The organism is Pseudomonas sp. Pseu.R1 (assembly GCF_045764065.1).
Classification (GTDB): domain Bacteria; phylum Pseudomonadota; class Gammaproteobacteria; order Pseudomonadales; family Pseudomonadaceae; genus Aquipseudomonas.
In genome coordinates, this window is the sequence record NZ_JBJGEE020000001.1 from 4,784,658 (window position 1) to 4,806,324 (window position 21,667).

A 21,667-nucleotide genomic window follows, 5' to 3' on the forward strand; every position below is an offset into this window, starting at 1 on the left:
GGGGCTGCCATGAAACGTACGATCAACTTCATGGGCGTGCGCAACGTTGCGTTCGCCCTTACGATGCTCCTTACCGTTCTGGCGTTGTTCAGCTGGTTCCATAAAGGGCTGAACTTCGGTCTGGACTTCACTGGCGGTACGCTGATCGAGCTGACCTACGAGCGTCCTGCCGATCTGGGCAAGGTGCGTGAAGAGCTGGCCAGTGCCGGTTATCACGAAGCCATCGTGCAGAGCTTCGGTGCAACCACCGACCTGCTGGTGCGTATGCCGGGCGAGGATCCACAGCTGGGAGCTCAAGTCGCCGAAGCGCTGCGCAAGACCGGTGCCGATAACCCGGCCACCGTGAAGCGCGTCGAGTTCGTCGGTCCGCAGGTGGGTGAAGAACTGCGCGACCAGGGCGGCATTGGCATGTTGCTGGCACTGGGCGGCGTTCTGATCTACGTAGCCTTTCGCTTCCAGTGGAAGTTCGCGGTCGGTGCGATCATCTCCCTGATCCACGACGTGGTCGTGACCATGGGTATCCTGTCGTTCTTCCAGATCACCTTCGACCTGACGGTGTTGGCGGCGGTGCTGGCGATCATCGGTTACTCGCTCAACGACACCATCGTCGTGTTCGACCGGGTGCGTGAGAACTTCCGACTGCTGCGCAAGGCTTCGCTGATCGAGAACATCAACATCTCGACAACCCAGACTCTGCTGCGGACCCTGGCGACCTCGATTTCCACGTTGCTGGCGATCATCGCGCTTTGGATCTTCGGCGGCGACAGCCTGCACGGTTTCTCGGTGGCATTGTTCATCGGTGTTCTGGCGGGTACGTACTCCTCGATCTACATCGCCAACGTGGTGTTGATCTGGCTGAACCTGCGTTCCGAAGACCTGCTGCCACCTGTGAGCACGGAGAAGGCTGACGACCGTCCATAACCAACCGTTCTGACCGGTCATCACGTTAAAAGGCGCGAGTATGAACTCGCGCCTTTTTTTGTGCTCCAAGGCTGGGAGTAGCGTGAGCAATCACGCTGAATATGGTCAGGAGGTTCATCGTGAACAAGTCGTTGCTCGTTGGTGCTGTATTGGGTGCTGTCGGTGTGACTGCCGGTGGTGCTTTGGCCACCTACAGCCTCGTTAAAAACAACGGTCCGGAGTACGCCGACGTGCTCGCCGTCGAGCCTGTCAAAGAACAGATCAAGACCCCACGTGAGGTGTGCAAGGACGTTGCCGTGACTCACCGCGCTCCGGTGAAGGATCAGCATCAAATCGTCGGTACAGTCGTCGGTGCCTTGGCAGGTGGCCTGCTCGGCAACCAGGTCGGTGGCGGTAACGGCAAGAAAATCGCGACCGTTGCCGGTGCGGTCGGCGGTGGTTATGCGGGTAACAAGGTTCAGGAAGGCATGCAGAACCGCGATACTTACACCACGACCGAAACCCGCTGCAACACCGTCAATGACATCAGCGACAAAGTCGTGGGCTACAACGTGAAGTACAAGCTGAACGACAAGGTGGGTCAGGTACGTATGGACCGTGATCCGGGCAGTCAAATCCCGGTCAACAAAGACGGCCAACTGGAGTTGAGCCAGGCGGCTCAGTAAGTCGGTTGTAAAAAAATACCCCTCTCGCAGGGGTATTTTTTTGTCTGAGGAAAACCAATGATCTGTAGCAGCCCGGCTTGCCGGCGGTGACGCTCTCGAAGGCGCCACCGCCGACAAGCCGGACTGCTACGGAAATTTCAATATCTAAAAAATCTTGAATAGGTATTAACTATATATTTTTTATTTGAATTCCCGCCGCGTAAGCTTTTGCTCGTGGTCGACGGGGGCCTTTCCCTGATCCGGCCACCTGAATAAATCCAATAAAAAACGCCACGCCATGCGGGAATAAAAATGCATAAGAGCCCTGTATCTCTTGGTCTCACGTCTGCGGCTGCCCTCGGACTGAGCCTGACCTTTCCCGGCTTTGCCGAAGCCGACTTCTTCGAGGACAGCAAGGCTGATCTCGAATTTCGCAATTTCTATTTCAACAGCGATTACCGTCAGGACGGCGCCAGTCAGTCCAAACGTGACGAGTGGGCACAAGGCCTGATCCTCAATTACGAATCCGGATTCACTGAAGGTACGGTTGGCTTCGGCGTGGATGCCATCGGCCTGTTCGGCTTGAAGCTGGATTCGGGGCCTGAGCGGCGCAACACCGGTTTGCTTCCGGTAGGCGACGAGAAAGCGCCGGACGATTACGGTCGCTCCGGTGTGACGGCCAAGGCCAGGATTTCGAAGAGCGTGCTACGCGTCGGCACTCTCATGCCCAGGCTGCCTACCGTGCTGCCCAACGACGGGCGCTTGCTGCCGCAGACGTTTCGCGGCGCACAGGTGACCTCCAAAGACATCACCGACATGACCCTCAATGTCGGTCGGCTGACCAGCAATACCGAGCGCAACGACAGTGGCCATGAAGACATCGAAGCGGAAGGCAAAGGCATCAAAGGCGGGCGTCCCAGCGACAAGTTCGATTTTGCCAGCGCCAGCTACAACTGGACCAAAGGCCTGACCACTTCTTACAACTACGGCGGTCTGGAGAACAACTACAAGCAGCACATCGTGACGCTGCTGCACAGTTTTCCACTGGGTGAGTCCCAGTCGATCAAGAGTGATCTGCGCTATGCGCGCTCGCTCAAGGACGGCAACACCAACGTCGACAACACCGCCGTGGGCGCGCGCTTTACCTACAACATCAGCGGGCACGGTTTTGGCGTGGCCTACCAGAAAATGAGCGGGGAAACCGGATTTCCGCACCTGGCGGGCACCGACTCCTTTCTCGTCAACTACGTGATGATTTCTCCCGACTTTGCCAACCCCGAAGAGCGCTCGTGGCAGGCGCGCTACGACTACGACTTCGCCGCCATTGGGTTGCCCGGTCTGACCTTCATGACCCGCTATCTACAAGGCGACAACTTCTCCCGTGGTAATAAAGAGGGCACCGAGTGGGAACGCAACACCGACATCGCCTATGTGTTCCAGAGCGGCCTGCTCAAGAACCTCGAATTGAAATGGCGCAACGGCACCTACCGCAGCAACGGCGGCAACAACATCGACCAGAACCGCGTCATCGTCAGCTACACACTGCCGTTGTTATGAGTCGCGCCCGGTTCAACCTTTTCCCGACAACGCTCACCCTCGGCCATTGCCGCAACGGAGCCTGAAATGCCTGCACGAAAAACACTCATTCATCTGGCCGTCGCTTTTGCACTGTTCAACAGCTATGGCGCCTATGCGGCCAACACCGCCGAGTTGCCGTGTGCGACCACTGAGCAATGCGCCGCTCAGGCCGCGAAAATCGGCGCGACTGTCGACAAGTCCAAAACCAAAGGCAGCAAGACCGAGAGCCAGTTTTCCTGGCTGAACCGGATCAACAAAGCCTCGATCGTCATGCTTACCGAGGAAGGCATCGTCAAACCCGACATGGGTCAGAAGATCGCCACTGGCGTGCGGTATGCCATTGATCAGGCCGACCAGCCCAACGGCAAGCGCCCCAGCGATGTGCTGCAACTTGAGCAGATCATGACCGACAAGATCGGCCCCGAAGCCTCGCTGATTCACTCGGGGCGCAGTCGTCAGGACATGCTCGCGACCTACCGCCTCGCGAAGCTGCGTTCCGATGTGCTCGCTTACAGCGAAGCGTTGAACGCCACCCGCAAGCGCCTGTTGGAACTGGCGGACAAGAACGTCGATACGCTGATCCCGGCCTACACCAATGGCGTGCAGGCGATGCCGATCACTTATGCCCACTACTTGCTGGCGTTCGAGGCTGCATTTGATCGTGACGGGCAGCGCGTTCGCGAGTTGTATCAGCGCCTGAATCTCAGCCCGATGGGCACTGCCGTGCTGGCCAACTCGGCGTACCCGCTGAACCGCGAGCGTATGGCCGAGCTGTTGGGCTTCGATGGCGTGCGTGAGAACTCGCTGGACTCCAGCCAGGTCTCGACTTACGACATCCCGATCGAGGCGGCAAACATCGCTTCATCGTCGGCCATTCGCATCGGTGCTCTGATCGGCGACATTCACACCCAGTACCACCAGATTCGCCCGTGGCTCCTGCTAGACGAAGAAAAGACCTACACCAGCAGCGCCATGCCGCAGAAGCGCAATCCGGGTCTGTTGATGCGTGCTCGCGAATCAGCGTCCGATGTGGTGGGACTGGCCCAGACCGTGACCTTGCGCGCCCACAACGTCACCACTGGCATGACCGATTACAAGTTCGCGTTTGATTCGTTGGGGGTGTTCGATTCGACCAAAGAGATGTTCGGTGCGATGGACGCGGTGCTTGACGCCTTGCAGGTCAATCCGCAGCGCGCTCGCGAAGAGCTGGAGAACGAGTGGACCACGTCCATGGAGCTGGCCGATACCCTGGAACGTACACAGAAAGTACCGTTTCGCATCGGCCACAGCTTTGCTTCGCTGATCGTCGAGCAGGCGCGGGATCAAGGCCTGACGCCGAAGACCTTCCCGTATGCCGACGCGCAGAAGTTGTTCACCAAAGCCGCTGACAAGTACCAGTGGAGGCAGAACACTTTGCCGCTGGATGAGGCGACCTTCCGTGCGGCGCTGTCGCCGGAAAATATGGTCAAGACCCGAAAAGGCACTGGCGGTCCGCAGCCCGAGGAGGTCAAGCGCATGCTGGCCGAAGCGCACAAGACGCTGGACGCCGACCAGACCTGGCTGCATGAACGTCGGGAAAAGCTGACGCAGGCGGAAGGCAAGCTGGATCAGGCGTTTGAGAAGTTGTTGTCTTCCAAGGGCTGAGGTCTATAGATCGATATCCCTGTGGGAGCGAATTCATTCGCGATTCGGTAGTTCAGGCACAGAAGATTTATCGCCGGCATCATCGTCTTGCGAATGAATTCGCTCCCACAGGTGTACTGCATTCTGCCAACGGGCAATCGCAAGGCAGGCCACGCAGTTGCCAAGCACGTTGGTCAGCACCCGGCACTTCATCAGCCGTTCGACCCCTAGCAGTAATCCGACGCCTTCCACCGGCACGATGTGCAGCAGATTGAGTGTCGCGATCAGGGTGAAGAACGCAGACCCCGCCATGCTCGTCGACCCCAGTGAGGTCACCAGCGAAATCAGCAGCAGCGTCAGCCATTCTGCGCCCGTCAGCTCGATGCCCGACATCTGCGCCAAAAACACCACTGCCGTGATCAGGTAGATATTCGAGCCGCTGAGGTTGAAGGTATAACCCGTGGTCAGCACCAGTCGTGTGAGCTGACGGTCGCAGCCAAGCGTTTGCATTTTCTCGATCAGGCCGGGCAAGGCGGCTACCGATGAGCCGGTAAAGGTCACGAGCAGCAGTTCATCCTTGATGTGTTTGACGAGCGACCACAGGGGTATGCCCGAAAGGTGGGCCATTGGCGCCAGCACCAGGATGACGAACGCTGCGCTCGCCAGATACATCACGGCCACGAACTTGAGCAGCGGGAGCGCTGACGCCAGGCCGAATTTACCGATGGTGAAGGCGATAGCGCCAAAGGCAGCGAGGGGGGCGAATCTCAGGATCAATCGCAGCCCATTGAACAGCCATTCGACGGCCTTTTCCAGAACCCTGTGCAGGGCTTCAACGTGAGGATGGCTGCCGAATCGCCCCATGACGACGCCGGTCAAAAGCCCCGCGAGCATGACGTGCAGGATGGGATTTTGTGTGAGGGCGCGCTCCAGCACAGAACCTGCTGCGTGCCAGGAAAAAACATCATCGACGGTGCGAGCCGAGAAATGAGGCGTGACCGCCCCGATGCCTGGATGTGTCAGTTCGGCAATGACGCCACCCAGCAACAGTGACACCAGCGCCATGCTCTGGAAATACACCAGAATCCTGCCAGCCAGCCCTTTCTGTCGAGTAGGCAGACCGGCGACACCCGATGCGATCAGCAGAAACATCATGAACGGCATCAACCAGCCGATCACGCGAATAAACCCATCGCTCAATGGCTTCATATTGATTGCGAGATAAGGATCGAGCACGCCCAGCAGCGCGCCGCAGATGATAGCGACGAGCAGTTGCAAGGTGGTGCTGCTGAAAAGCCTGATGAGCATCGGCATTCCGGAACTGGCGTATTTATTGTTATGAGCGCGCCTTGTCAGCCTCTTGGGGATTGGGCACGCTTGCCGACCACTGTCGCATCGATCGGGCGGCAATCATAAAACCTCGTTGCGGGATAGACCACCATGGAGCTTCGTCATCTGCGTTATTTCGTCATGGTGGCCGAAGAGCGTCATTTCACCCGTGCGGCAGCGCGTTTGAACATGCAACAGCCGCCGCTGAGTCAGCAGATTCGTGCGCTTGAAGAGGAGCTGGGTTTCGATCTGTTCAAGCGTCATCCCAAAGGCGTGGATCTGACGGCGGGCGGCCAGGTGTTTTTGCAAGAGGCTCAGGACATTCTGGCTCGGGTCAAAGAGGGTTCGCAAAAAGCGTCCCGTGCGGCCCATGGCATCGAGGGACAATTGAGTGTCGGCTTCACCAGTTCGGCGGCCGCACACCCGCTGATTCCGCGCATCATTCGGGCATATCGGGAGCGCTTTCCCGCTGTAGCCGTGTCGCTGAAAGAAGGCAGCGCGCAGCAACTCACCGAAGCGACCATCGATGGCAGTGTCGATGTAGGGATTCTGCGGGCGCCGGTGAGTCGTCACCAGAGCATCGAGTTTCATCGCTTGCTGAACGAGGAAATGCTGCTGACGCTACCGGTGGGGCATCGCTTGCTGGCAGGATTTGATGGGGCGGGGGAGGCGCCGTCGATTGCCTTGCAGGATTTGGCCGAAGAGCAATTCATTCTGGTCCGGCGTCCGGGTGCGCCGGGCATGTACGCCAACCTGATCACGGCCTGCCAGCACGCAGGGTTCAACCTGAAGATCGCGTTCGAGGTCGAGCGAATGCTCACCAACGTCAGCCTGGTGGCGGCGGGGGCGGGTATTTCCATTGTCCCGGCGTCCATGCGGGATGTGCACAAAGAAAGCGTCGTTTACTGCCCGATCGCCGGAGCCAAGCCTCGGTTGCATGCGCCGATTACGCTGGTGTGTCGCAGCTTCAACCAACTGCCGCCATTGCAGAACTTTATTGACCTGTCCCGCGAATTGAGCGGGAGAAAACGTGCGCAAGATTATCGCCGTGCGTGAACCGGTGGGAGCCGGCTTGCTGGCGAAGGCGTCAGATCTGACATCGCAGCGGTGACTGACCCATCGCTTTCGCCAGCAAGCCGGCTCCCACAGGTTTGGCGTCCAACACCAAATTTGGATTCGGCACGATCTTTGTGGAAACCAACTGGGTGGCGCAAAAGGTTGGCCAGCCACCATAGAATCTCCCACAGGATTTTGTGCTGTCAGATGAGCAGGCACAAAAAAACCGGCACAGGGCCGGTTCTTTTGATATCGCGAAGCTTAGCGCTTCAGCGATGCAGGTACGAACGGGGCGATCGAGGTCAGTACCGCTTTGAAACACTTGGTGTTGCCCGCAACGATGTGACCCTTTTCAAGGAAGTCGTGACCACCGTTGAAGTCGCTGACCAGGCCGCCTGCTTCCTGAATCAGCAGAGCGCCTGCTGCCATGTCCCATTCGGACAGGCCCGACTCCCAGAATGCGTCGAAACGACCGGCAGCCACATAAGCCAGGTCCAGGCTGGCCGCGCCTGCGCGACGGATGCCTGCGGTCTGGCCGACTAGCGAGCGGAACATGTTCAGGTAGTTTTCCAGATTATCCATCTGGTTTTCACGGAACGGGAAGCCGGTGCCGAGCAGGGCGCCTTCCAGGCTCTTGCGAGGGCTGACGCGCAGACGACGACCGTTCAGCTGTGCACCGCGACCGCGAGTGGCGGTGAATTCTTCCTGGCGAACCGGGTCCAGCACGACAGCGTGTTCCAGACGGCCACGGTATTTACAGGCAATGCTGACGGCGAAGTGAGGTACGCCACGTACGAAGTTGGTGGTGCCATCCAGCGGATCGATGATCCACAGGTAGTCGGCGCCTTCGCCAGTGCCTTCTTTCAGGCCGCTTTCTTCGCCCAGGATGCCGTGGGTCGGGTACGCCTTGAGCAACGCATCGATGATGGTCTTCTCGGCGGCACGGTCGATCTCGGTTACGTAGTCTTTCGCGTCTTTTTCATCGACCTTGATGCTATCCAGGCGCTCGATGGAGCGGAAAATCAGTTCGCTGGCACTGCGTGCGGCGCGCAGCGCGATATTCAGCATGGGCTGCATGGATAAATCACCTAGGTCGTTAAAGAGAGCCGGGCATTCTAGGGGTTCTCGTCGATGATTTCCAGCGCGAGTGCTGCGTTTCCCATGCGTCCGGTCGCCTCAGAGGGAGTGGATGTGCGTCGCCGGAAGGTGTATGTAAAGGCCTTGGAGCAGCGGTTCATAGCCTTGGGGCCGGTGCTTCTGTAAGATTCGTCCCCCTTTATCCCCTGCAAGCGAGACTTCAGCCGTGCTGCAAAACATTCGTGTGGTTCTGGTCGGCACCAGTCATCCGGGCAATATCGGTGGCGCGGCCCGTGCCATGAAAAACATGGGGCTTTCGCGGCTGGTGCTGGTCGATCCGGCTCATTTCCCCCACGCCGATGCCGATGCGCGCGCGTCAGGTGCCACCGATATCCTCGAAACCGCGCAGGTGGTGTCGACCCTTGAAGACGCGCTGGTCGGCTGCACGTTGGTCATGGGCACCAGTGCGCGTGACCGCAAGATCCCCTGGCCGATGCTCGACCCCCGCGAAGCGGGCGTCATGAGTGTTGAACACGCTGCGCAGGGCGAAGAGATCGCGCTGGTGTTCGGGCGTGAATACGCAGGCCTGACCAACGACGAGTTACAGCGTTGTCATTACCACGTCCACATTCCGTCAAACCCTGACTTCAGCTCATTGAATCTGGCGGCGGCGGTGCAGGTGCTCAGCTACGAAACGCGCGTAGCCTGGCTGGCAACGGAAGGGCAGGTGAGCAAAGTCGAGAAGGTCGAGCCGACTGCCGAGCGAGTGACAATGGATGACATGGAAAAATTCTATGAGCATCTGGAGGCCACTCTGGTGAACATTGGTTTCCTCGATCCGGACAAGCCGCGCCATCTGATGGCCAGACTGCGTCGCCTGTACGGTCGCTCGGAAATCGACCGATCCGAAATGAGCATTTTGCGTGGCATCCTCACCGAAACCCAAAAAGCGGCCAACGGTGAGCCCTACAAGCGGAAGGATCAGTGATGTTCGAGCGTCTGCGAGAAGATATTCAAAGTGTGTTTCACCGTGACCCGGCGGCCCGTAACGCTTTCGAGGTGTTGACCTGCTACCCCGGTATGCACGCGATCTGGCTGCATCGGTTGTCTGGCTGGTTGTGGAACAAGGATTTCAAGTGGCCTGCGCGCATGGTGTCGAATTTCGGTCGCTGGTTGACCGGAATCGAAATTCATCCCGGCGCCAAGGTCGGTCGACGCTTCTTTATCGACCACGGCATGGGCATCGTCATCGGCGAGACCGCCGAAATCGGTGATGACGTGACGCTGTATCAGGGCGTGACCCTGGGCGGCACCAGTTGGAACAAAGGTAAGCGCCATCCGACGCTGGAATCCGGTGTGGTAGTGGGGGCGGGTGCCAAGGTACTCGGTCCGTTCACCGTCGGTGCGGGTGCGAAAGTGGGATCGAACGCCGTGGTGACCAAGCCGGTGCCAGCAGGCGCAACCGTTGTGGGCATTCCGGGCCGAATCATCGTCAAGACCGATGAAAGTGACGCCGAAGCCAAACGCAAGGCCATGGCCGAGAAAATCGGCTTCGATGCCTACGGTGTTGGCGAGGACATGCCGGATCCCGTCGCCCGTGCGATCGGCCAGTTGCTCGATCACTTGCAGGCCGTCGATGTGCGCATGGAAGACATGGGCAAGGCCCTGAAAAGCCTGGGTTGTGAGTACCGGGAAAAAGAGTTGCCGGAGTTGCACCAGGAAGTATTCGATTGCATCAAGGAGCGCAACGAGACCAAGGTCGGTCAAGGTATTTGACGCAAACGGCTCTAAAAGGGTCGTCGAAACGTACTATTTGACTTGCGGTTTTGCTATTATGCCGCCCGCTCTTTGCGGGTAATCCCGACTGTTTCACTAGGTCTTATAGTTGACTTAAATACTCGGGAATAGCATACTCGCTCTCATTCCGAACCTCCGCGGTACACGTCATGCGACTGACTACAAAGGGCCGATACGCCGTCACTGCCATGCTGGATCTGGCGTTGCACGCGCAGCATGGGCCGGTGTCTCTGGCCGATATCTCCGAGCGGCAAGGCATTTCCCTTTCCTACCTCGAGCAACTGTTCGCCAAGCTGCGCCGCAGCAATCTGGTCTCCAGCGTGCGTGGGCCGGGCGGTGGCTACCAGCTGTCCCGCAACATGCAGGGGATTCAAGTGGCGCAGGTGATCGATGCGGTCAACGAATCGGTCGACGCAACACGCTGCCAGGGGCTCGGTGATTGTCATGCTGGCGATACCTGTCTGACCCACCATTTGTGGTGCGACCTCAGCCAGCAGATTCACGAATTTCTAAGCGGTATCAGCCTGGCCGACCTCGTCACTCGCCGTGAAGTGCAGGAAGTCGCCCAACGTCAGGATCTGCGTCGTTGCGGTAACAAAACGCAGATGCTGGACAAGATTGAAACATCCGCCGTTGAGTGAACGCAGATGAACGCGCGGCGCGCCTGCCCGATAGGAGATATTCAATGAGATTGCCGATTTACCTCGATTATTCCGCGACGACCCCGGTCGATCCGCGTGTTGCGCAGAAAATGAGCGATTGCCTGCTGGTGGATGGCAACTTCGGTAACCCGGCGTCGCGTTCCCACGTTTTCGGCTGGAAAGCGGAAGAGGCGGTCGAGAATGCTCGTCGTCAAGTGGCTGATCTGGTCAATGCCGATCCGCGCGAAATCGTCTGGACCTCCGGTGCCACCGAGTCCGACAACCTGGCGATCAAAGGCGCAGCGCATTTCTATGCCACCAAAGGCAAGCACCTGATCACCAGCAAGATCGAACACAAAGCGGTTCTCGATACCATGCGCCAACTGGAGCGCGAAGGTTTCGAAGTCACCTACCTTGAGCCGACCGAAGACGGTCTGATCACTCCGGCGATGGTCGAAGCCGCACTGCGCGACGACACCATTCTGGTCTCGGTCATGCACGTCAATAACGAAATCGGCACCGTCAACGACATCGCTGCAATTGGTGAACTGACCCGTTCGCGCGGCGTGCTGTTCCATGTCGATGCTGCTCAGTCCACCGGCAAGGTGGACATCGACCTGTCGAAGCTGAAAGTCGACATGATGTCTTTCTCGGCTCACAAGACCTACGGCCCTAAAGGCATCGGCGCGCTGTACGTCAGCCGCAAGCCTCGCGTGCGCATTGAAGCCACCATGCACGGTGGCGGTCACGAGCGTGGCATGCGCTCCGGCACCCTGGCCACTCACCAGATCGTCGGCATGGGTGAAGCGTTCCGCATCGCGAAGGAAGACATGGTCGCTGAAAACGTGCGCATCAAGGCACTCAGCGATCGCTTCTACAAGCAGGTCGAGCACCTTGAAGAACTGTACGTCAACGGCAGCCTGACCGCTCGCGTGCCGCACAACCTGAACCTGAGCTTCAACTACGTCGAAGGTGAGTCGCTGATCATGGCGCTCAAGGACCTCGCCGTTTCTTCGGGTTCCGCGTGCACCTCGGCCTCTCTGGAGCCTTCGTACGTGCTGCGCGCCTTGGGCCGCAACGACGAACTGGCACACAGCTCGATCCGTTTCACGTTCGGTCGCTTCACCACTGAAGAAGAAATCGACTACGCCGCGCAGAAAGTCTGCGAAGCCGTGACCAAGCTGCGCGCTCTGTCGCCGCTGTGGGACATGTTCAAGGACGGCGTCGACATCTCGAAGATCGAGTGGGCTGCACACTAATTTAAAGTCGCCACCCAACGCGGCGCTTTAAAAACAGGGTTTTTGAAGTGCCGTGAGAGCGGCAAACTGATGAGGATTGCATCATGGCTTACAGCGAAAAGGTCATTGACCACTACGAGAACCCGCGCAACGTCGGCAAGATGAACGCGGAAGATCCTGATGTCGGCACCGGCATGGTTGGCGCTCCGGCGTGTGGCGACGTCATGCGCCTGCAAATCAAGGTCAACGAGCAAGGCATCATCGAAGACGCCAAGTTCAAGACTTACGGCTGCGGTTCGGCCATCGCTTCCAGCTCCCTGGCCACCGAGTGGATGAAGGGTAAGACGCTGGACGAGGCAGAAACCATCAAAAACACTCAGTTGGCCGAAGAACTGGCGCTGCCGCCGGTGAAAATCCACTGCTCCGTACTCGCAGAGGACGCCATCAAGGCTGCCGTTCGCGACTACAAGCAGAAGAAAGGCCTGCTCTAAGCAGTCTTTACACCGCTGGCAACAGTAAGGAGTCACGATGGCTATCAGCATGACCGAAGCTGCCGCCAACCACGTGCGTCGTTCCCTTGAGGGGCGCGGCAAGGGTGATGGCATTCGTCTGGGCGTTCGCACCACAGGCTGCTCTGGCCTGGCGTACGTACTTGAGTTCGTCGACGAGCCGGAAAGCGAAGATACGGTCTTCGAGCAACACGGCGTCAAGGTGATCATCGATCCCAAGAGCCTGGTTTATCTCGACGGCACCGAGCTCGATTTCGTCAAGGAAGGGTTGAACGAAGGCTTCAAGTTCAACAACCCCAACTCGCGCGGTGAGTGTGGCTGCGGCGAAAGCTTCAACGTCTGAGGCTTATCGTGGGTACTCCTTGTCATTTCGCTCTGTTCGACCTGCAGCCGGGTTTCCTGCTGGATCTCGACTTGCTGGCCTCGCGTTATCGTGAACTTGCCCGTAGCGTGCACCCCGACCGTTTCGCTGACGCTCCCGAGCGTGAGCAACGTGTTGCGCTGGAGCGCTCGGCGAGCTTGAACGACGCCTACCAGACGCTGAAAAGCGCGCCCAAGCGTGCGCGTTATCTATTGGCGCTCAAGGGGGAAGTGCCCCTTGAGGTCACGGTGCACGATCCTGACTTCCTGATGCAGCAGATGCAATGGCGCGAGGAACTCGAGGACTTGCAGGATGAGGCGGATCTGGATGGTGTGGCGGTATTCAAGCGTCGTCTCAAGGCGGCTCAGGAAGAACTGAACGAGAGCTTCGCGGCTTGTTGGGATGATGCTGCACAGCGTGAGCAGGCGGAGCGCCTGATGCGCCGCATGCAGTTCCTCGACAAGCTCTCCTACGAAGTGCGCCAGCTGGAAGAGCGCCTCGACGATTAACCCCGCGCCGCCTCTGGGCGGCGCGCCAGTGATATCAGAACAGCAATGGCTCTACTGCAGATCGCCGAACCCGGCCAAAGTCCAAAACCTCATCAGCGCCGTCTGGCCGTCGGGATCGATCTCGGCACCACCAACTCGCTGGTCGCCGCCCTGCGCAGCGGTATCAGTGAGCCGCTGCCCGACGCCAGTGGTCAGGTGATCCTGCCGTCGGCTGTCCGCTACCACGCTGACCGCGTTGAAGTGGGCCAGTCCGCCAAGGACGCCGCGGCCACTGATCCTCTGAACACCATTATTTCGGTCAAGCGCCTGATGGGGCGTGGTATCGCCGATGTGAAGCATTTGGGCGAGCAACTGCCTTACCGCTTCATCGGTGGCGAATCACACATGCCGTTCATCGAAACCGTGCAGGGTGCGAAAAGCCCGGTCGAGGTGTCTGCCGACATCCTCAAGGTGCTGCGCCAGCGTGCAGAAGCCACGTTGGGTGGCGATCTGGTGGGTGCTGTCATCACGGTGCCTGCGTATTTCGACGACGCTCAGCGCCAGGCCACCAAAGATGCGGCCAAACTGGCCGGTCTGACCGTGTTGCGCCTGCTCAATGAGCCGACTGCTGCGGCCGTGGCGTATGGTCTCGATCAGAAAGCCGAAGGTGTCGTGGCAATCTACGATCTGGGCGGCGGGACGTTCGATATCTCGATCCTGCGCCTGACCGGCGGCGTTTTCGAAGTCTTGGCCACGGGCGGCGACAGCGCGCTGGGTGGCGACGATTTCGACCACGCCGTCGCCAGTTGGATCATCGCTGAGGCTGGGCTGTCCGATGATCTGGACCCGGCTGCGCAGCGCAGCCTTATGCAAACGGCCTGTGCCGCCAAAGAGGCGCTGACCGATGCTGAATCGGTTGAAGTCGTCCATGGCGCCTGGACTGGCGTGCTGACGCGCGCGGGTTTCAATGAGCTCATCGAGCCGATGATCGCTCGCAGCCTAAAGGCCTGTCGTCGTGCCGTGCGCGATTGCGGTATTGAGTTGGACGAGGTTGAAGCCGTCGTCATGGTCGGCGGTTCGACTCGCGTGCCTCGCGTGCGTGAAGCGGTCGGCGAGCTGTTCGGTCGTCAGCCGCTGACCTCCATTGACCCGGATCAAGTGGTTGCCATTGGTGCAGCGATCCAGGCCGATACCTTGGCAGGTAACAAGCGCGACGGCGGCGAGCTGTTGTTGCTGGACGTCATTCCGCTGTCCCTGGGGCTGGAAACCATGGGTGGCTTGATGGAGAAAGTGATTCCGCGCAACACCACGATTCCGGTGGCGCGTGCGCAGGAATTCACCACTTATAAAGATGGCCAGTCCGCCATGATGATTCACGTCCTGCAGGGCGAGCGTGAGTTGATCAGTGACTGCCGTTCGCTGGCGCGTTTCGACCTGCGCGGCATCCCTGCGATGGTGGCGGGTGCGGCGAAGATTCGCGTGACGTTCCAGGTCGATGCCGATGGTCTGCTGAGCGTTTCCGCTCGCGAACTGGCCTCTGGCGTCGAATCCAGCATTCAGGTCAAGCCGTCCTATGGCCTGACCGATGGCGAGATCGCACGCATGCTCAAGGATTCGTTCCAGTATGCCGGTGATGACAAAGTGGCCCGCGTGCTGCGTGAGCAGCAGGTCGATGCCCAGCGCCTGATCGAAGCTGTCGAGGGGGCCTTGCAGGCTGATGGCGAGCGTTTGCTCGACGCCGAAGAGCGCATGGTCATCGACATGCAGGTCGATGAACTCCGTGAATTGATCAAGGGCACCGACGGTGCAGCTATCGAGCAGCAGACCAAGCGTCTGTCGCAGGTGACCGACGCGTTCGCCGCCCGTCGTCTGGACTCGACGGTGAAAGCCGCTCTGGCAGGACGCAACCTGAATGAGATTGAGGAATAACTGATGCCGCAGGTGATTTTTCTGCCCCACCACGAGTTCTGCCCGGAGGGCCTGGTGGTTGAGGCCGAGCCAGGCACGTCGATCCTTGAACTGGCGCATGAGCACCATATCGAGATGGAAAGTGCCTGCGGCGGCGTCTGCGCCTGCACCACGTGCCACTGCATCATCCGCGAGGGTTTCAACTCGCTGGAGGAGGCGGATGAGCTGGAAGAAGACTACCTTGATCGTGCCTGGGGGCTGGAAGCGCACTCGCGTCTGGCCTGTCAGGCCAAGGTCGGTACTGAGGATCTTACCGTCGAGATTCCGAAATATTCGCTAAACCATGCAGCCGAAGCGCCGCACTGACCGAGGGATTGTCATGAGCTACGGTTGGAATGACGTACAACGCATTGCCGAAGAACTGGCCGAGGCCCATCCGGGCGTCGATCCGTATTCGGTGGGCTTCGTCAAACTGCAACAGATGATCAAGGAATTACCGGGCTTCGACGATACGTCGGGCCGGGTCGGCGAGAAGGTGCTGGAAGCGATCCAGCCCCTCTGGGCCGCTGAAATAGACTGATCGTCTTTGCACGTTAGGCAATACACCAGAACCCGCGTATAATTCGCGGGTTTAATTTTTCGCAACAATCACCGTTTCTGGAGTTTCACATGGCTGTTCAACGTACTTTCTCGATCATCAAGCCTGACGCTGTTGCAAAAAACGTCATCGGTGAGATCACCACTCGCTTTGAAAAAGCCGGTCTGCGCGTCGTCGCTTCGAAACTGAAGCAACTGTCCAAAGCCGAAGCAGAAGGTTTCTACGCTGAGCACAGCGCCCGTGGTTTCTTCGGCGACCTGGTTGCTTTCATGACCTCCGGTCCAGTTGTTGTTCAGGTTCTAGAAGGCGAAAACGCCATCCTGGCAAACCGCGAACTGATGGGCGCTACCAACCCTAAAGAAGCTGCTCCAGGCACCATCCGTGCTGACTTCGCCGAGTCCATCGACGCCAACGCCGTTCACGGTTCGGACTCCGAAGCGGCTGCTGCTCGCGAAATCGCTTACTTCTTCGCTGCTACCGAGGTAACCACTCGCTAAGCGGCTGCTGCGAGTGAGGGTGAATCCATGACTGAAACAACTGGCAAAATCAACCTGTTGGGTCTGACCCAGCCGGAAATGGAAAAATTCTTCGAGTCCATCGGGGAGAAACGCTTCCGTGCCGGTCAGGTCATGAAGTGGATTCACCACTATGGCGTCGATAATTTCGAAGCCATGACGAACGTCGGCAAGGCGCTGCGGGAAAAACTCGAGCGTCGTGCCGAAATTCGGGGTCCTGAAGTCGTCAGCGAGGACATTTCCGCCGACGGCACACGCAAGTGGGTCGTGCGCGTTGAGTCCGGTAGCTGCGTCGAGACCGTTTACATTCCGCAAGGCAAGCGGGGCACCCTGTGTGTCTCCTCCCAGGCGGGCTGCGCGCTGGATTGCAGTTTCTGCTCCACGGGCAAGCAAGGCTTCAACAGCAACCTCACCGCCGCCGAAGTCATCGGGCAGGTGTGGATTGCCAACAAATCCTTCGGCAGTGTCCCGGCCACCATCGACCGCGCCATCACCAACGTGGTGATGATGGGGATGGGCGAGCCATTGCTGAACTTCGACAATGTCATTTCCGCCATGCGTCTGATGATGGACGATTTGGGTTATGGCATTTCCAAACGCCGGGTGACGCTGTCCACCTCCGGCGTGGTACCGATGATCGACGTGCTCGCGCAGCACATCGACGTCTCGCTGGCCCTGTCGCTGCACGCGCCAAATGACGCGCTGCGTAACAAGCTGGTACCGATCAACAAGAAGTACCCGTTGCAGATGCTCCTCGAATCCTGCCGCAACTATATGTCGGCATTGGGCGAGAAGCGTGTTCTGACCATCGAGTACACGCTCCTCAAGGACGTCAACGACCGTCCCGAGCATGCGGCCGAGATGATCGAGCTGCTCAAGGACACCCCGTGCAAGATCAACCTGATCCCCTTCAACCCGTTTCCGCATTCGGGCTACGAACGCCCGAGCAACAATGCGATCCGGCGCTTCCAGGACACGTTGCATCACGCCGGATTCAACGTCACCGTGCGCACCACCCGCGGTGAGGACATCGATGCTGCCTGTGGCCAGTTGGTCGGGCAGGTAATGGACCGCACTCGCCGCAGCGAACGTTACATCGCTGTACGTGAGCTCAGTGCCGAGGCCGACGGGGCTCAGGTCGCTGCGGCTCGCACCTGATTGCGAATTTGACTGAGAGGATCTCTATGTCCCTGCGCGCGGCGCTGCTCCTGTGTTTTGCCACATTGCTGGTGGGTTGCGTGTCCACAGGCAACGTCAATCCGCTGAGTACCGGCAAGGGACGTGAAGAAGCTCGCCAGGCCTACGTCCAATTAGGCCTGGGCTATTTGCAGCAGGGTCAGACCGAGCGGGCCAAGGCTCCGTTGAAAAAGGCACTGGAGCTGGACAGCTCCGATGCCGACGCCAACGCAGCGCTGGCGTTGGTCTTTCAGGCGGAAGCGGAACCCAAACTGTCTGACGAGTATTACCGCAAGGCGCTGTCCTCGCGCCCGAAAGATGCGCGAATCCTCAATAACTACGGCAGTTTTCTCTACGAGCAGAAGCGCTACAAGGAAGCTTACGAGCGCTTTGAACAGGCGGCCGATGATAACCTCTATGCCGAGCGTGCCAGGGTCTTCGAAAACCTGGGCATGACCTCGTTGATGCTGGGCAATCGTGACGTGGCCCGCGAGCATTTCGACAAAGCCTTGAGGCTGGACCGTCAACAACCGCGCGCTTTGCTGGAAATGGCTGAGTTGTCTTACGAAGACAGGCATTATGTGCCCGCGCGTGACTATTACGACCGGTTCAGCCAACTGAGCGAACAGAACGCACGCAGCCTGCTGCTGGGTACGCGGCTGGCGAAGATTTATGACGATCGCAACAAGGCAGCCAGTTACGGCCTGCAACTCAAAAGACTCTATCCCGGTACGCCGGAATATCAGCAATACCTGTCGGAGCAATGATGAAAGCGGCGCATCCCGAAGTTGTAGCAGCCACTCGTACGAATCCTGGTGAAACGTTGCGCCAGGCTCGCGAGAGTAAAAACTGGTCGCTGCCAGATGTGGCTTTGAGGCTGAACCTCACCGCGACTTCCCTGGGTTATGTGGAGTCGGGCGATTTTGACAAGCTTCCGGGCCATACCTTCGCTCGGGGCTATATCCGTGCTTATGCGAAACTGATGGGGCTGGATCAGAATTCGCTGGTCAGCCAGTTCGACCAGTACACCGGCACCGACGGCAAAGGCAGCAACGTGCATGCGCTGGGCCGTATAGAAGAGCCAGTGCGTCTGTCCCACAACATCCTGCGCATTGTCAGTCTGTTGCTGTTGGTGGCGTTGATTGGCGGTGGTTTTGTCTGGTGGCAGGATCAGTCGACCCTGCGCGGCAAAGAGCCGACCAGTCTGGGCATGGAACACGTGGAAGTCGAAAGCGCCGACGGTACCACCCAGATTCATCCACTGGACGAGCCTGAAGATCAAGCCGTCGCTGAAGGACAGAGCAACAACGCACCACTGCCATTGAACAACACCGAACCGGCTGCACCCGCACCGTCAAATGCTGCTGTGCCAACCACGCCAGCCCCTGCGACCACCGCGCCCGTTGCGCCGACCGCACCGGCGCATACCGCGCCAGCACCCTCTACCTCGGCCACTGCAGTTGTGCCAGTGCCGACACCTGTTCCGGCTCAAACGCCTGCGGCTACTGAGGCGGCGCCTGTTCCGGCCGGTTTTGGTCAGGTGCAGATCCAGTTCACCGGCGAGTGCTGGTTCGAAGTCAGGGACAGCAATGGCAAGGTGCTGAGCAGCGGCGTCAAACATTCGGGCGACAGCATCGATGTCAGCGGCCAGCCGCCGTTGGCTTTGCGTCTAGGCGTCGCGCGCGCTGCGCAGGTCAGCTACAACGGCCAGTCCATCGATGTCGCATCGTTTACCAAGGGCCTGACGGCTCGTATAAAGCTGGGTCAATAACATGCACGGCGAATCTCCGATCAAACGTCGCGAATCCCGCAAAATCTGGGTCGGCTCAGTGCCGGTCGGCGGTGATGCGCCGATCGCGGTACAGAGCATGACCAACAGCGACACCAATGATGTCGCCGCGACGGTCGCGCAAATCAATCGTCTGGAGGCCGCTGGCGTGGACATTGTCCGCGTCTCCGTACCGGACATGGACGCCGCCGAAGCCTTTGGCCGCATCAAGCAACTGGTCAAAGTGCCGCTGGTCGCCGACATCCACTTCGATTACAAGATCGCGTTACGCGTCGCCGAACTGGGCGTCGATTGCCTGCGTATCAACCCGGGCAACATCGGTCGTGAAGACCGCGTGCGCGCTGTGGTCGATGCTGCACGTGACCGGGGCATTCCGATCCGCATCGGCGTCAACGCCGGTTCGCTGGAAAAGGACCTGCAGAAGAAATACGGCGAACCGACCCCGGCTGCGCTGGTGGAATCGGCGCTGCGCCACGTCGAGCACCTCGACCGGCTGGATTTCCAGGACTTCAAGGTCAGCGTCAAGGCGTCCGATGTGTTCATGGCCGTTGAGGCGTACCGCTTGCTGGCCAAGCAAATCGTCCAGCCGTTGCACCTGGGCATCACCGAAGCCGGTGGTTTGCGTTCAGGCACAGTGAAATCGGCCGTCGGCCTAGGTATGCTGCTGGCCGAGGGCATTGGCGATACGATTCGAATTTCCTTGGCCGCCGATCCGGTTGAAGAAGTGAAGGTCGGTTACGACATCCTCAAGTCGCTGCACCTGCGTTCCCGTGGCATCAACTTCATCGCCTGCCCGAGTTGCTCGCGGCAGAACTTCGATGTGGTCAAGACCATGAACGAGCTGGAAGGGCGCCTTGAAGATTTGCTCGTGCCGATGGATGTGGCGGTCATCGGATGTGTGGTCAACGGTCCGGGCGAAGCCAAGGAGGCGCACATCGGCCTCACGGGCGGTACGCCGAACCTGATTTACATCGACGGCAAACCGTCGCAAAAGCTGACCAATGACAACCTGGTGGACGAGCTCGAACGCTTGATCCGCGATAAAGCGGCCGAAAAGGCCCAGGCCGACGCAGCGCTGATCGTTCGCGGCTAACCCGTTTTCCAAGGAATTTTTGTGAGCAAGTCCCTGCAAGCCATTCGTGGCATGAACGACATCCTGCCGGACCAGACGCCGCTGTGGCGCTACTTCGAAGGCACCGTATCGCGTCTGCTGGATAACTACGGCTATCGCCAGATCCGCATGCCGATCGTTGAATTCACCGATCTGTTCAAGCGCTCGATCGGCGAAGTCACCGACATCGTCGAAAAAGAGATGTACACCTTCGCCGACCGTAATGGCGACTCGCTGACCCTGCGTCCTGAAGGCACTGCTGCCTGTGTGCGCGCGGTGCTGGAGCACGGGATCACGGGCGGCGGCCAAGTGCAGAAACTCTGGTACATCGGCCCGATGTTCCGCCACGAGCGCCCGCAGAAAGGCCGCTATCGCCAGTTTCACCAGATTGGCGTCGAAGTGTTCAACCTCGACGGTCCGGACATCGATGCCGAGCTGATCGTCCTGACCTGGCGTCTGTGGGGCCTGTTGGGCATTCGCAATGCGGTCAAACTGGAGTTGAACAGCCTGGGCACCAGTGAGGCCCGTGGTCGCTACCGTGAAGCGCTGGTCGAGTACCTCTCGGCGCGTCACGAGCAACTGGACGAAGACAGCCAGCGTCGCCTGAAGACCAACCCGCTGCGCGTGCTCGACACCAAGCATCCTGAAACCCAGGCGGTGCTGGTCGACGCGCCAAAGCTGGCGGATTATCTGGATGAAGAGTCCCGGGTTCACTTCGAAGGCCTGAAAGCGCGTCTGGACGCGGCTGGCATTCCCTATGTGATCAACCCCAAACTGGTGCGTGGCCTGGACTACTACAGCAAGACCGTTTTCGAATGGGTCACTGACCAACTGGGTGCTCAGGGTACGGTCTGCGCGGGCGGTCGTTATGACGGTCTGGTGGAGCAGATGGGCGGTAAGCCGACCAGCGGTGTCGGTTTCGCCATGGGCATCGAGCGTCTGGTGCTGCTGCTTGAAACGCTGGAGCAGGTCCCGGAAGAAATTTCCCGTATCCTCGACGTGTACGTCTGCGCATTCGGTGAAGCAGCCGAGCTGGCGGCGCTGGCGCTTTCCGAGCGTCTGCGCGATCAGGCACCGAACCTGCGTCTGCAGGTCAATGCCGGGGCAGGCAGCTTCAAGAGCCAGTTCAAGAAAGCCGACAAGAGCGGTGCACTGTATGCGCTGATCCTGGGTGATGAAGAACTGGCGCGCCAGGAAGTGGGTGTCAAGCCGCTGCGTGGTCAGGGTGAACAACAGACTGTTGCCTGGGATGCTCTTTCCGAGCACTTGGGCGCCTGCATTCCGCAGGCTTGAGGCTGGATAACAAGC

General features: G+C 59.1%; 23 protein-coding genes. 21 read left to right on the forward strand and 2 right to left on the reverse strand.

The genetic code is table 11. The features are described 5' to 3' along the window. The first annotated feature begins 9 nt into the window (after positions 1 to 9). The 4 genes from secF to ACI5GA_RS21795 all read left to right on the forward strand — a co-directional run bounded on the left by secF (position 10) and on the right by ACI5GA_RS21795 (position 4,787). On the forward strand, positions 10 to 921 hold the full coding sequence (secF, locus tag ACI5GA_RS21780) for a protein translocase subunit SecF (protein WP_404637276.1): 912 nt from the start codon (positions 10 to 12) through the stop codon (positions 919 to 921). A 119-nt stretch (positions 922 to 1,040) separates the two neighbouring features. After that, positions 1,041 to 1,586 carry a glycine zipper 2TM domain-containing protein gene (locus tag ACI5GA_RS21785; protein WP_404637278.1) on the forward strand — a complete coding sequence of 182 codons (546 nt, stop codon included), beginning with the start codon at positions 1,041 to 1,043 and terminating at the stop codon, positions 1,584 to 1,586. Between the two features lie 291 nt (positions 1,587 to 1,877). Next, positions 1,878 to 3,122, forward strand: coding sequence for an OprD family porin (locus tag ACI5GA_RS21790; RefSeq protein WP_421424237.1), 1,245 nt, complete (start codon positions 1,878 to 1,880; stop codon positions 3,120 to 3,122). A gap of 66 nt (positions 3,123 to 3,188) precedes the next feature. Next, positions 3,189 to 4,787: an argininosuccinate lyase gene (locus ACI5GA_RS21795; protein ID WP_421424238.1), complete on the forward strand. Its 1,599-nt coding sequence runs from the start codon at positions 3,189 to 3,191 to the stop codon at positions 4,785 to 4,787. Positions 4,788 to 4,820: 33 nt separating this feature from the next. On the opposite strand, the gene ACI5GA_RS21800 is transcribed toward ACI5GA_RS21795, so the two are convergent. Beyond that, positions 4,821 to 6,074 carry a cation:dicarboxylate symporter family transporter gene (locus tag ACI5GA_RS21800; RefSeq protein WP_421424239.1) on the reverse strand — a complete coding sequence of 418 codons (1,254 nt, stop codon included), beginning with the start codon at positions 6,072 to 6,074 and terminating at the stop codon, positions 4,821 to 4,823. Positions 6,075 to 6,206: 132 nt separating this feature from the next. On the opposite strand from ACI5GA_RS21800, the gene ACI5GA_RS21805 reads away from it, so the two are divergent. After that, a complete protein-coding gene (locus ACI5GA_RS21805; RefSeq protein WP_404637286.1) occupies positions 6,207 to 7,151 on the forward strand; it encodes a LysR substrate-binding domain-containing protein in 945 nt (314 codons plus the stop codon). A gap of 261 nt (positions 7,152 to 7,412) precedes the next feature. On the opposite strand, the gene suhB is transcribed toward ACI5GA_RS21805, so the two are convergent. Continuing rightward, positions 7,413 to 8,228, reverse strand: a complete 816-nt coding sequence (gene suhB / locus ACI5GA_RS21810; protein ID WP_404637288.1) for an inositol-phosphate phosphatase — start codon at positions 8,226 to 8,228, stop codon at positions 7,413 to 7,415. Positions 8,229 to 8,454: 226 nt separating this feature from the next. On the opposite strand from suhB, the gene trmJ reads away from it, so the two are divergent. From trmJ to hisS, 16 genes are all read left to right on the forward strand, one after another. Further along, the gene (gene trmJ, locus ACI5GA_RS21815) at positions 8,455 to 9,216 is read left to right on the forward strand and encodes a tRNA (cytosine(32)/uridine(32)-2'-O)-methyltransferase TrmJ (protein ID WP_404637290.1); all 762 of its coding nucleotides are present in this window, start codon (positions 8,455 to 8,457) and stop codon (positions 9,214 to 9,216) included. Next, on the forward strand, positions 9,216 to 10,004 hold the full coding sequence (gene cysE, locus ACI5GA_RS21820; protein WP_404637292.1) for a serine O-acetyltransferase: 789 nt from the start codon (positions 9,216 to 9,218) through the stop codon (positions 10,002 to 10,004). Before trmJ ends, cysE begins: the two co-directional genes overlap by 1 nt. A 170-nt stretch (positions 10,005 to 10,174) precedes the next feature. Beyond that, the gene (gene iscR / locus ACI5GA_RS21825) at positions 10,175 to 10,666 is read left to right on the forward strand and encodes a Fe-S cluster assembly transcriptional regulator IscR (protein WP_404637294.1); all 492 of its coding nucleotides are present in this window, start codon (positions 10,175 to 10,177) and stop codon (positions 10,664 to 10,666) included. Positions 10,667 to 10,710: 44 nt separating this feature from the next. Then, positions 10,711 to 11,925 carry an IscS subfamily cysteine desulfurase gene (locus tag ACI5GA_RS21830; RefSeq protein ID WP_404637296.1) on the forward strand — a complete coding sequence of 405 codons (1,215 nt, stop codon included), beginning with the start codon at positions 10,711 to 10,713 and terminating at the stop codon, positions 11,923 to 11,925. A gap of 83 nt (positions 11,926 to 12,008) precedes the next feature. Next, positions 12,009 to 12,395, forward strand: a complete 387-nt coding sequence (gene iscU, locus ACI5GA_RS21835; RefSeq protein WP_062383507.1) for a Fe-S cluster assembly scaffold IscU — start codon at positions 12,009 to 12,011, stop codon at positions 12,393 to 12,395. Positions 12,396 to 12,432: 37 nt separating this feature from the next. Continuing rightward, on the forward strand, positions 12,433 to 12,756 hold the full coding sequence (gene iscA, locus ACI5GA_RS21840; RefSeq protein ID WP_400598025.1) for an iron-sulfur cluster assembly protein IscA: 324 nt from the start codon (positions 12,433 to 12,435) through the stop codon (positions 12,754 to 12,756). 8 nt (positions 12,757 to 12,764) lie between these two features. Continuing rightward, entirely contained in the window at positions 12,765 to 13,283 is a 519-nt protein-coding gene (hscB, locus tag ACI5GA_RS21845) for a co-chaperone HscB (protein WP_404637298.1), read from the forward strand. Between the two features lie 45 nt (positions 13,284 to 13,328). Then, the gene (hscA, locus tag ACI5GA_RS21850; RefSeq protein ID WP_421424240.1) at positions 13,329 to 15,191 is read left to right on the forward strand and encodes a Fe-S protein assembly chaperone HscA; all 1,863 of its coding nucleotides are present in this window, start codon (positions 13,329 to 13,331) and stop codon (positions 15,189 to 15,191) included. Positions 15,192 to 15,194: 3 nt separating this feature from the next. Beyond that, positions 15,195 to 15,536, forward strand: a complete 342-nt coding sequence (gene fdx / locus ACI5GA_RS21855) for an ISC system 2Fe-2S type ferredoxin (RefSeq protein WP_404637302.1) — start codon at positions 15,195 to 15,197, stop codon at positions 15,534 to 15,536. A 13-nt stretch (positions 15,537 to 15,549) separates the two neighbouring features. Next, complete coding sequence (gene iscX, locus ACI5GA_RS21860) at positions 15,550 to 15,750, forward strand: Fe-S cluster assembly protein IscX (RefSeq protein WP_421424241.1); 201 nt, start codon at positions 15,550 to 15,552, stop codon at positions 15,748 to 15,750. Between the two features lie 89 nt (positions 15,751 to 15,839). After that, positions 15,840 to 16,265, forward strand: coding sequence for a nucleoside-diphosphate kinase (gene ndk / locus ACI5GA_RS21865; RefSeq protein WP_404637306.1), 426 nt, complete (start codon positions 15,840 to 15,842; stop codon positions 16,263 to 16,265). A 27-nt stretch (positions 16,266 to 16,292) separates the two neighbouring features. Further along, positions 16,293 to 17,441: a 23S rRNA (adenine(2503)-C(2))-methyltransferase RlmN gene (gene rlmN / locus ACI5GA_RS21870; RefSeq protein ID WP_404637308.1), complete on the forward strand. Its 1,149-nt coding sequence runs from the start codon at positions 16,293 to 16,295 to the stop codon at positions 17,439 to 17,441. A 26-nt stretch (positions 17,442 to 17,467) separates the two neighbouring features. Further along, a complete protein-coding gene (pilW, locus tag ACI5GA_RS21875; RefSeq protein ID WP_404637310.1) occupies positions 17,468 to 18,226 on the forward strand; it encodes a type IV pilus biogenesis/stability protein PilW in 759 nt (252 codons plus the stop codon). Next, entirely contained in the window at positions 18,226 to 19,230 is a 1,005-nt protein-coding gene (locus tag ACI5GA_RS21880) for a RodZ domain-containing protein (RefSeq protein ID WP_421424242.1), read from the forward strand. Before pilW ends, ACI5GA_RS21880 begins: the two co-directional genes overlap by 1 nt. Before the next feature lies 1 nt (position 19,231). Further along, positions 19,232 to 20,341: a flavodoxin-dependent (E)-4-hydroxy-3-methylbut-2-enyl-diphosphate synthase gene (ispG, locus tag ACI5GA_RS21885; RefSeq protein ID WP_108235883.1), complete on the forward strand. Its 1,110-nt coding sequence runs from the start codon at positions 19,232 to 19,234 to the stop codon at positions 20,339 to 20,341. 21 nt (positions 20,342 to 20,362) lie between these two features. Beyond that, positions 20,363 to 21,652: a histidine--tRNA ligase gene (hisS, locus tag ACI5GA_RS21890; protein WP_421424243.1), complete on the forward strand. Its 1,290-nt coding sequence runs from the start codon at positions 20,363 to 20,365 to the stop codon at positions 21,650 to 21,652. Positions 21,653 to 21,667: the final 15 nt, after the last annotated feature.

Coding starts and splice junctions, on each gene's coding strand:
- secF (WP_404637276.1), top strand. CDS start 10: ATGAAACGTACGATCAACTTCATGGGCGTGCGCAACGTTGCGTTCGCC.
- ACI5GA_RS21790 (WP_421424237.1), top strand. CDS start 1,878: ATGCATAAGAGCCCTGTATCTCTTGGTCTCACGTCTGCGGCTGCCCTC.
- ACI5GA_RS21795 (WP_421424238.1), top strand. CDS start 3,189: ATGCCTGCACGAAAAACACTCATTCATCTGGCCGTCGCTTTTGCACTG.
- ACI5GA_RS21800 (WP_421424239.1), bottom strand. CDS start 6,074: ATGCTCATCAGGCTTTTCAGCAGCACCACCTTGCAACTGCTCGTCGCT.
- ACI5GA_RS21805 (WP_404637286.1), top strand. CDS start 6,207: ATGGAGCTTCGTCATCTGCGTTATTTCGTCATGGTGGCCGAAGAGCGT.
- suhB (WP_404637288.1), bottom strand. CDS start 8,228: ATGCAGCCCATGCTGAATATCGCGCTGCGCGCCGCACGCAGTGCCAGC.
- cysE (WP_404637292.1), top strand. CDS start 9,216: ATGTTCGAGCGTCTGCGAGAAGATATTCAAAGTGTGTTTCACCGTGAC.
- iscR (WP_404637294.1), top strand. CDS start 10,175: ATGCGACTGACTACAAAGGGCCGATACGCCGTCACTGCCATGCTGGAT.
- ACI5GA_RS21830 (WP_404637296.1), top strand. CDS start 10,711: ATGAGATTGCCGATTTACCTCGATTATTCCGCGACGACCCCGGTCGAT.
- iscU (WP_062383507.1), top strand. CDS start 12,009: ATGGCTTACAGCGAAAAGGTCATTGACCACTACGAGAACCCGCGCAAC.
- iscA (WP_400598025.1), top strand. CDS start 12,433: ATGGCTATCAGCATGACCGAAGCTGCCGCCAACCACGTGCGTCGTTCC.
- hscA (WP_421424240.1), top strand. CDS start 13,329: ATGGCTCTACTGCAGATCGCCGAACCCGGCCAAAGTCCAAAACCTCAT.
- fdx (WP_404637302.1), top strand. CDS start 15,195: ATGCCGCAGGTGATTTTTCTGCCCCACCACGAGTTCTGCCCGGAGGGC.
- iscX (WP_421424241.1), top strand. CDS start 15,550: ATGAGCTACGGTTGGAATGACGTACAACGCATTGCCGAAGAACTGGCC.
- ndk (WP_404637306.1), top strand. CDS start 15,840: ATGGCTGTTCAACGTACTTTCTCGATCATCAAGCCTGACGCTGTTGCA.
- rlmN (WP_404637308.1), top strand. CDS start 16,293: ATGACTGAAACAACTGGCAAAATCAACCTGTTGGGTCTGACCCAGCCG.
- pilW (WP_404637310.1), top strand. CDS start 17,468: ATGTCCCTGCGCGCGGCGCTGCTCCTGTGTTTTGCCACATTGCTGGTG.
- ACI5GA_RS21880 (WP_421424242.1), top strand. CDS start 18,226: ATGAAAGCGGCGCATCCCGAAGTTGTAGCAGCCACTCGTACGAATCCT.
- ispG (WP_108235883.1), top strand. CDS start 19,232: ATGCACGGCGAATCTCCGATCAAACGTCGCGAATCCCGCAAAATCTGG.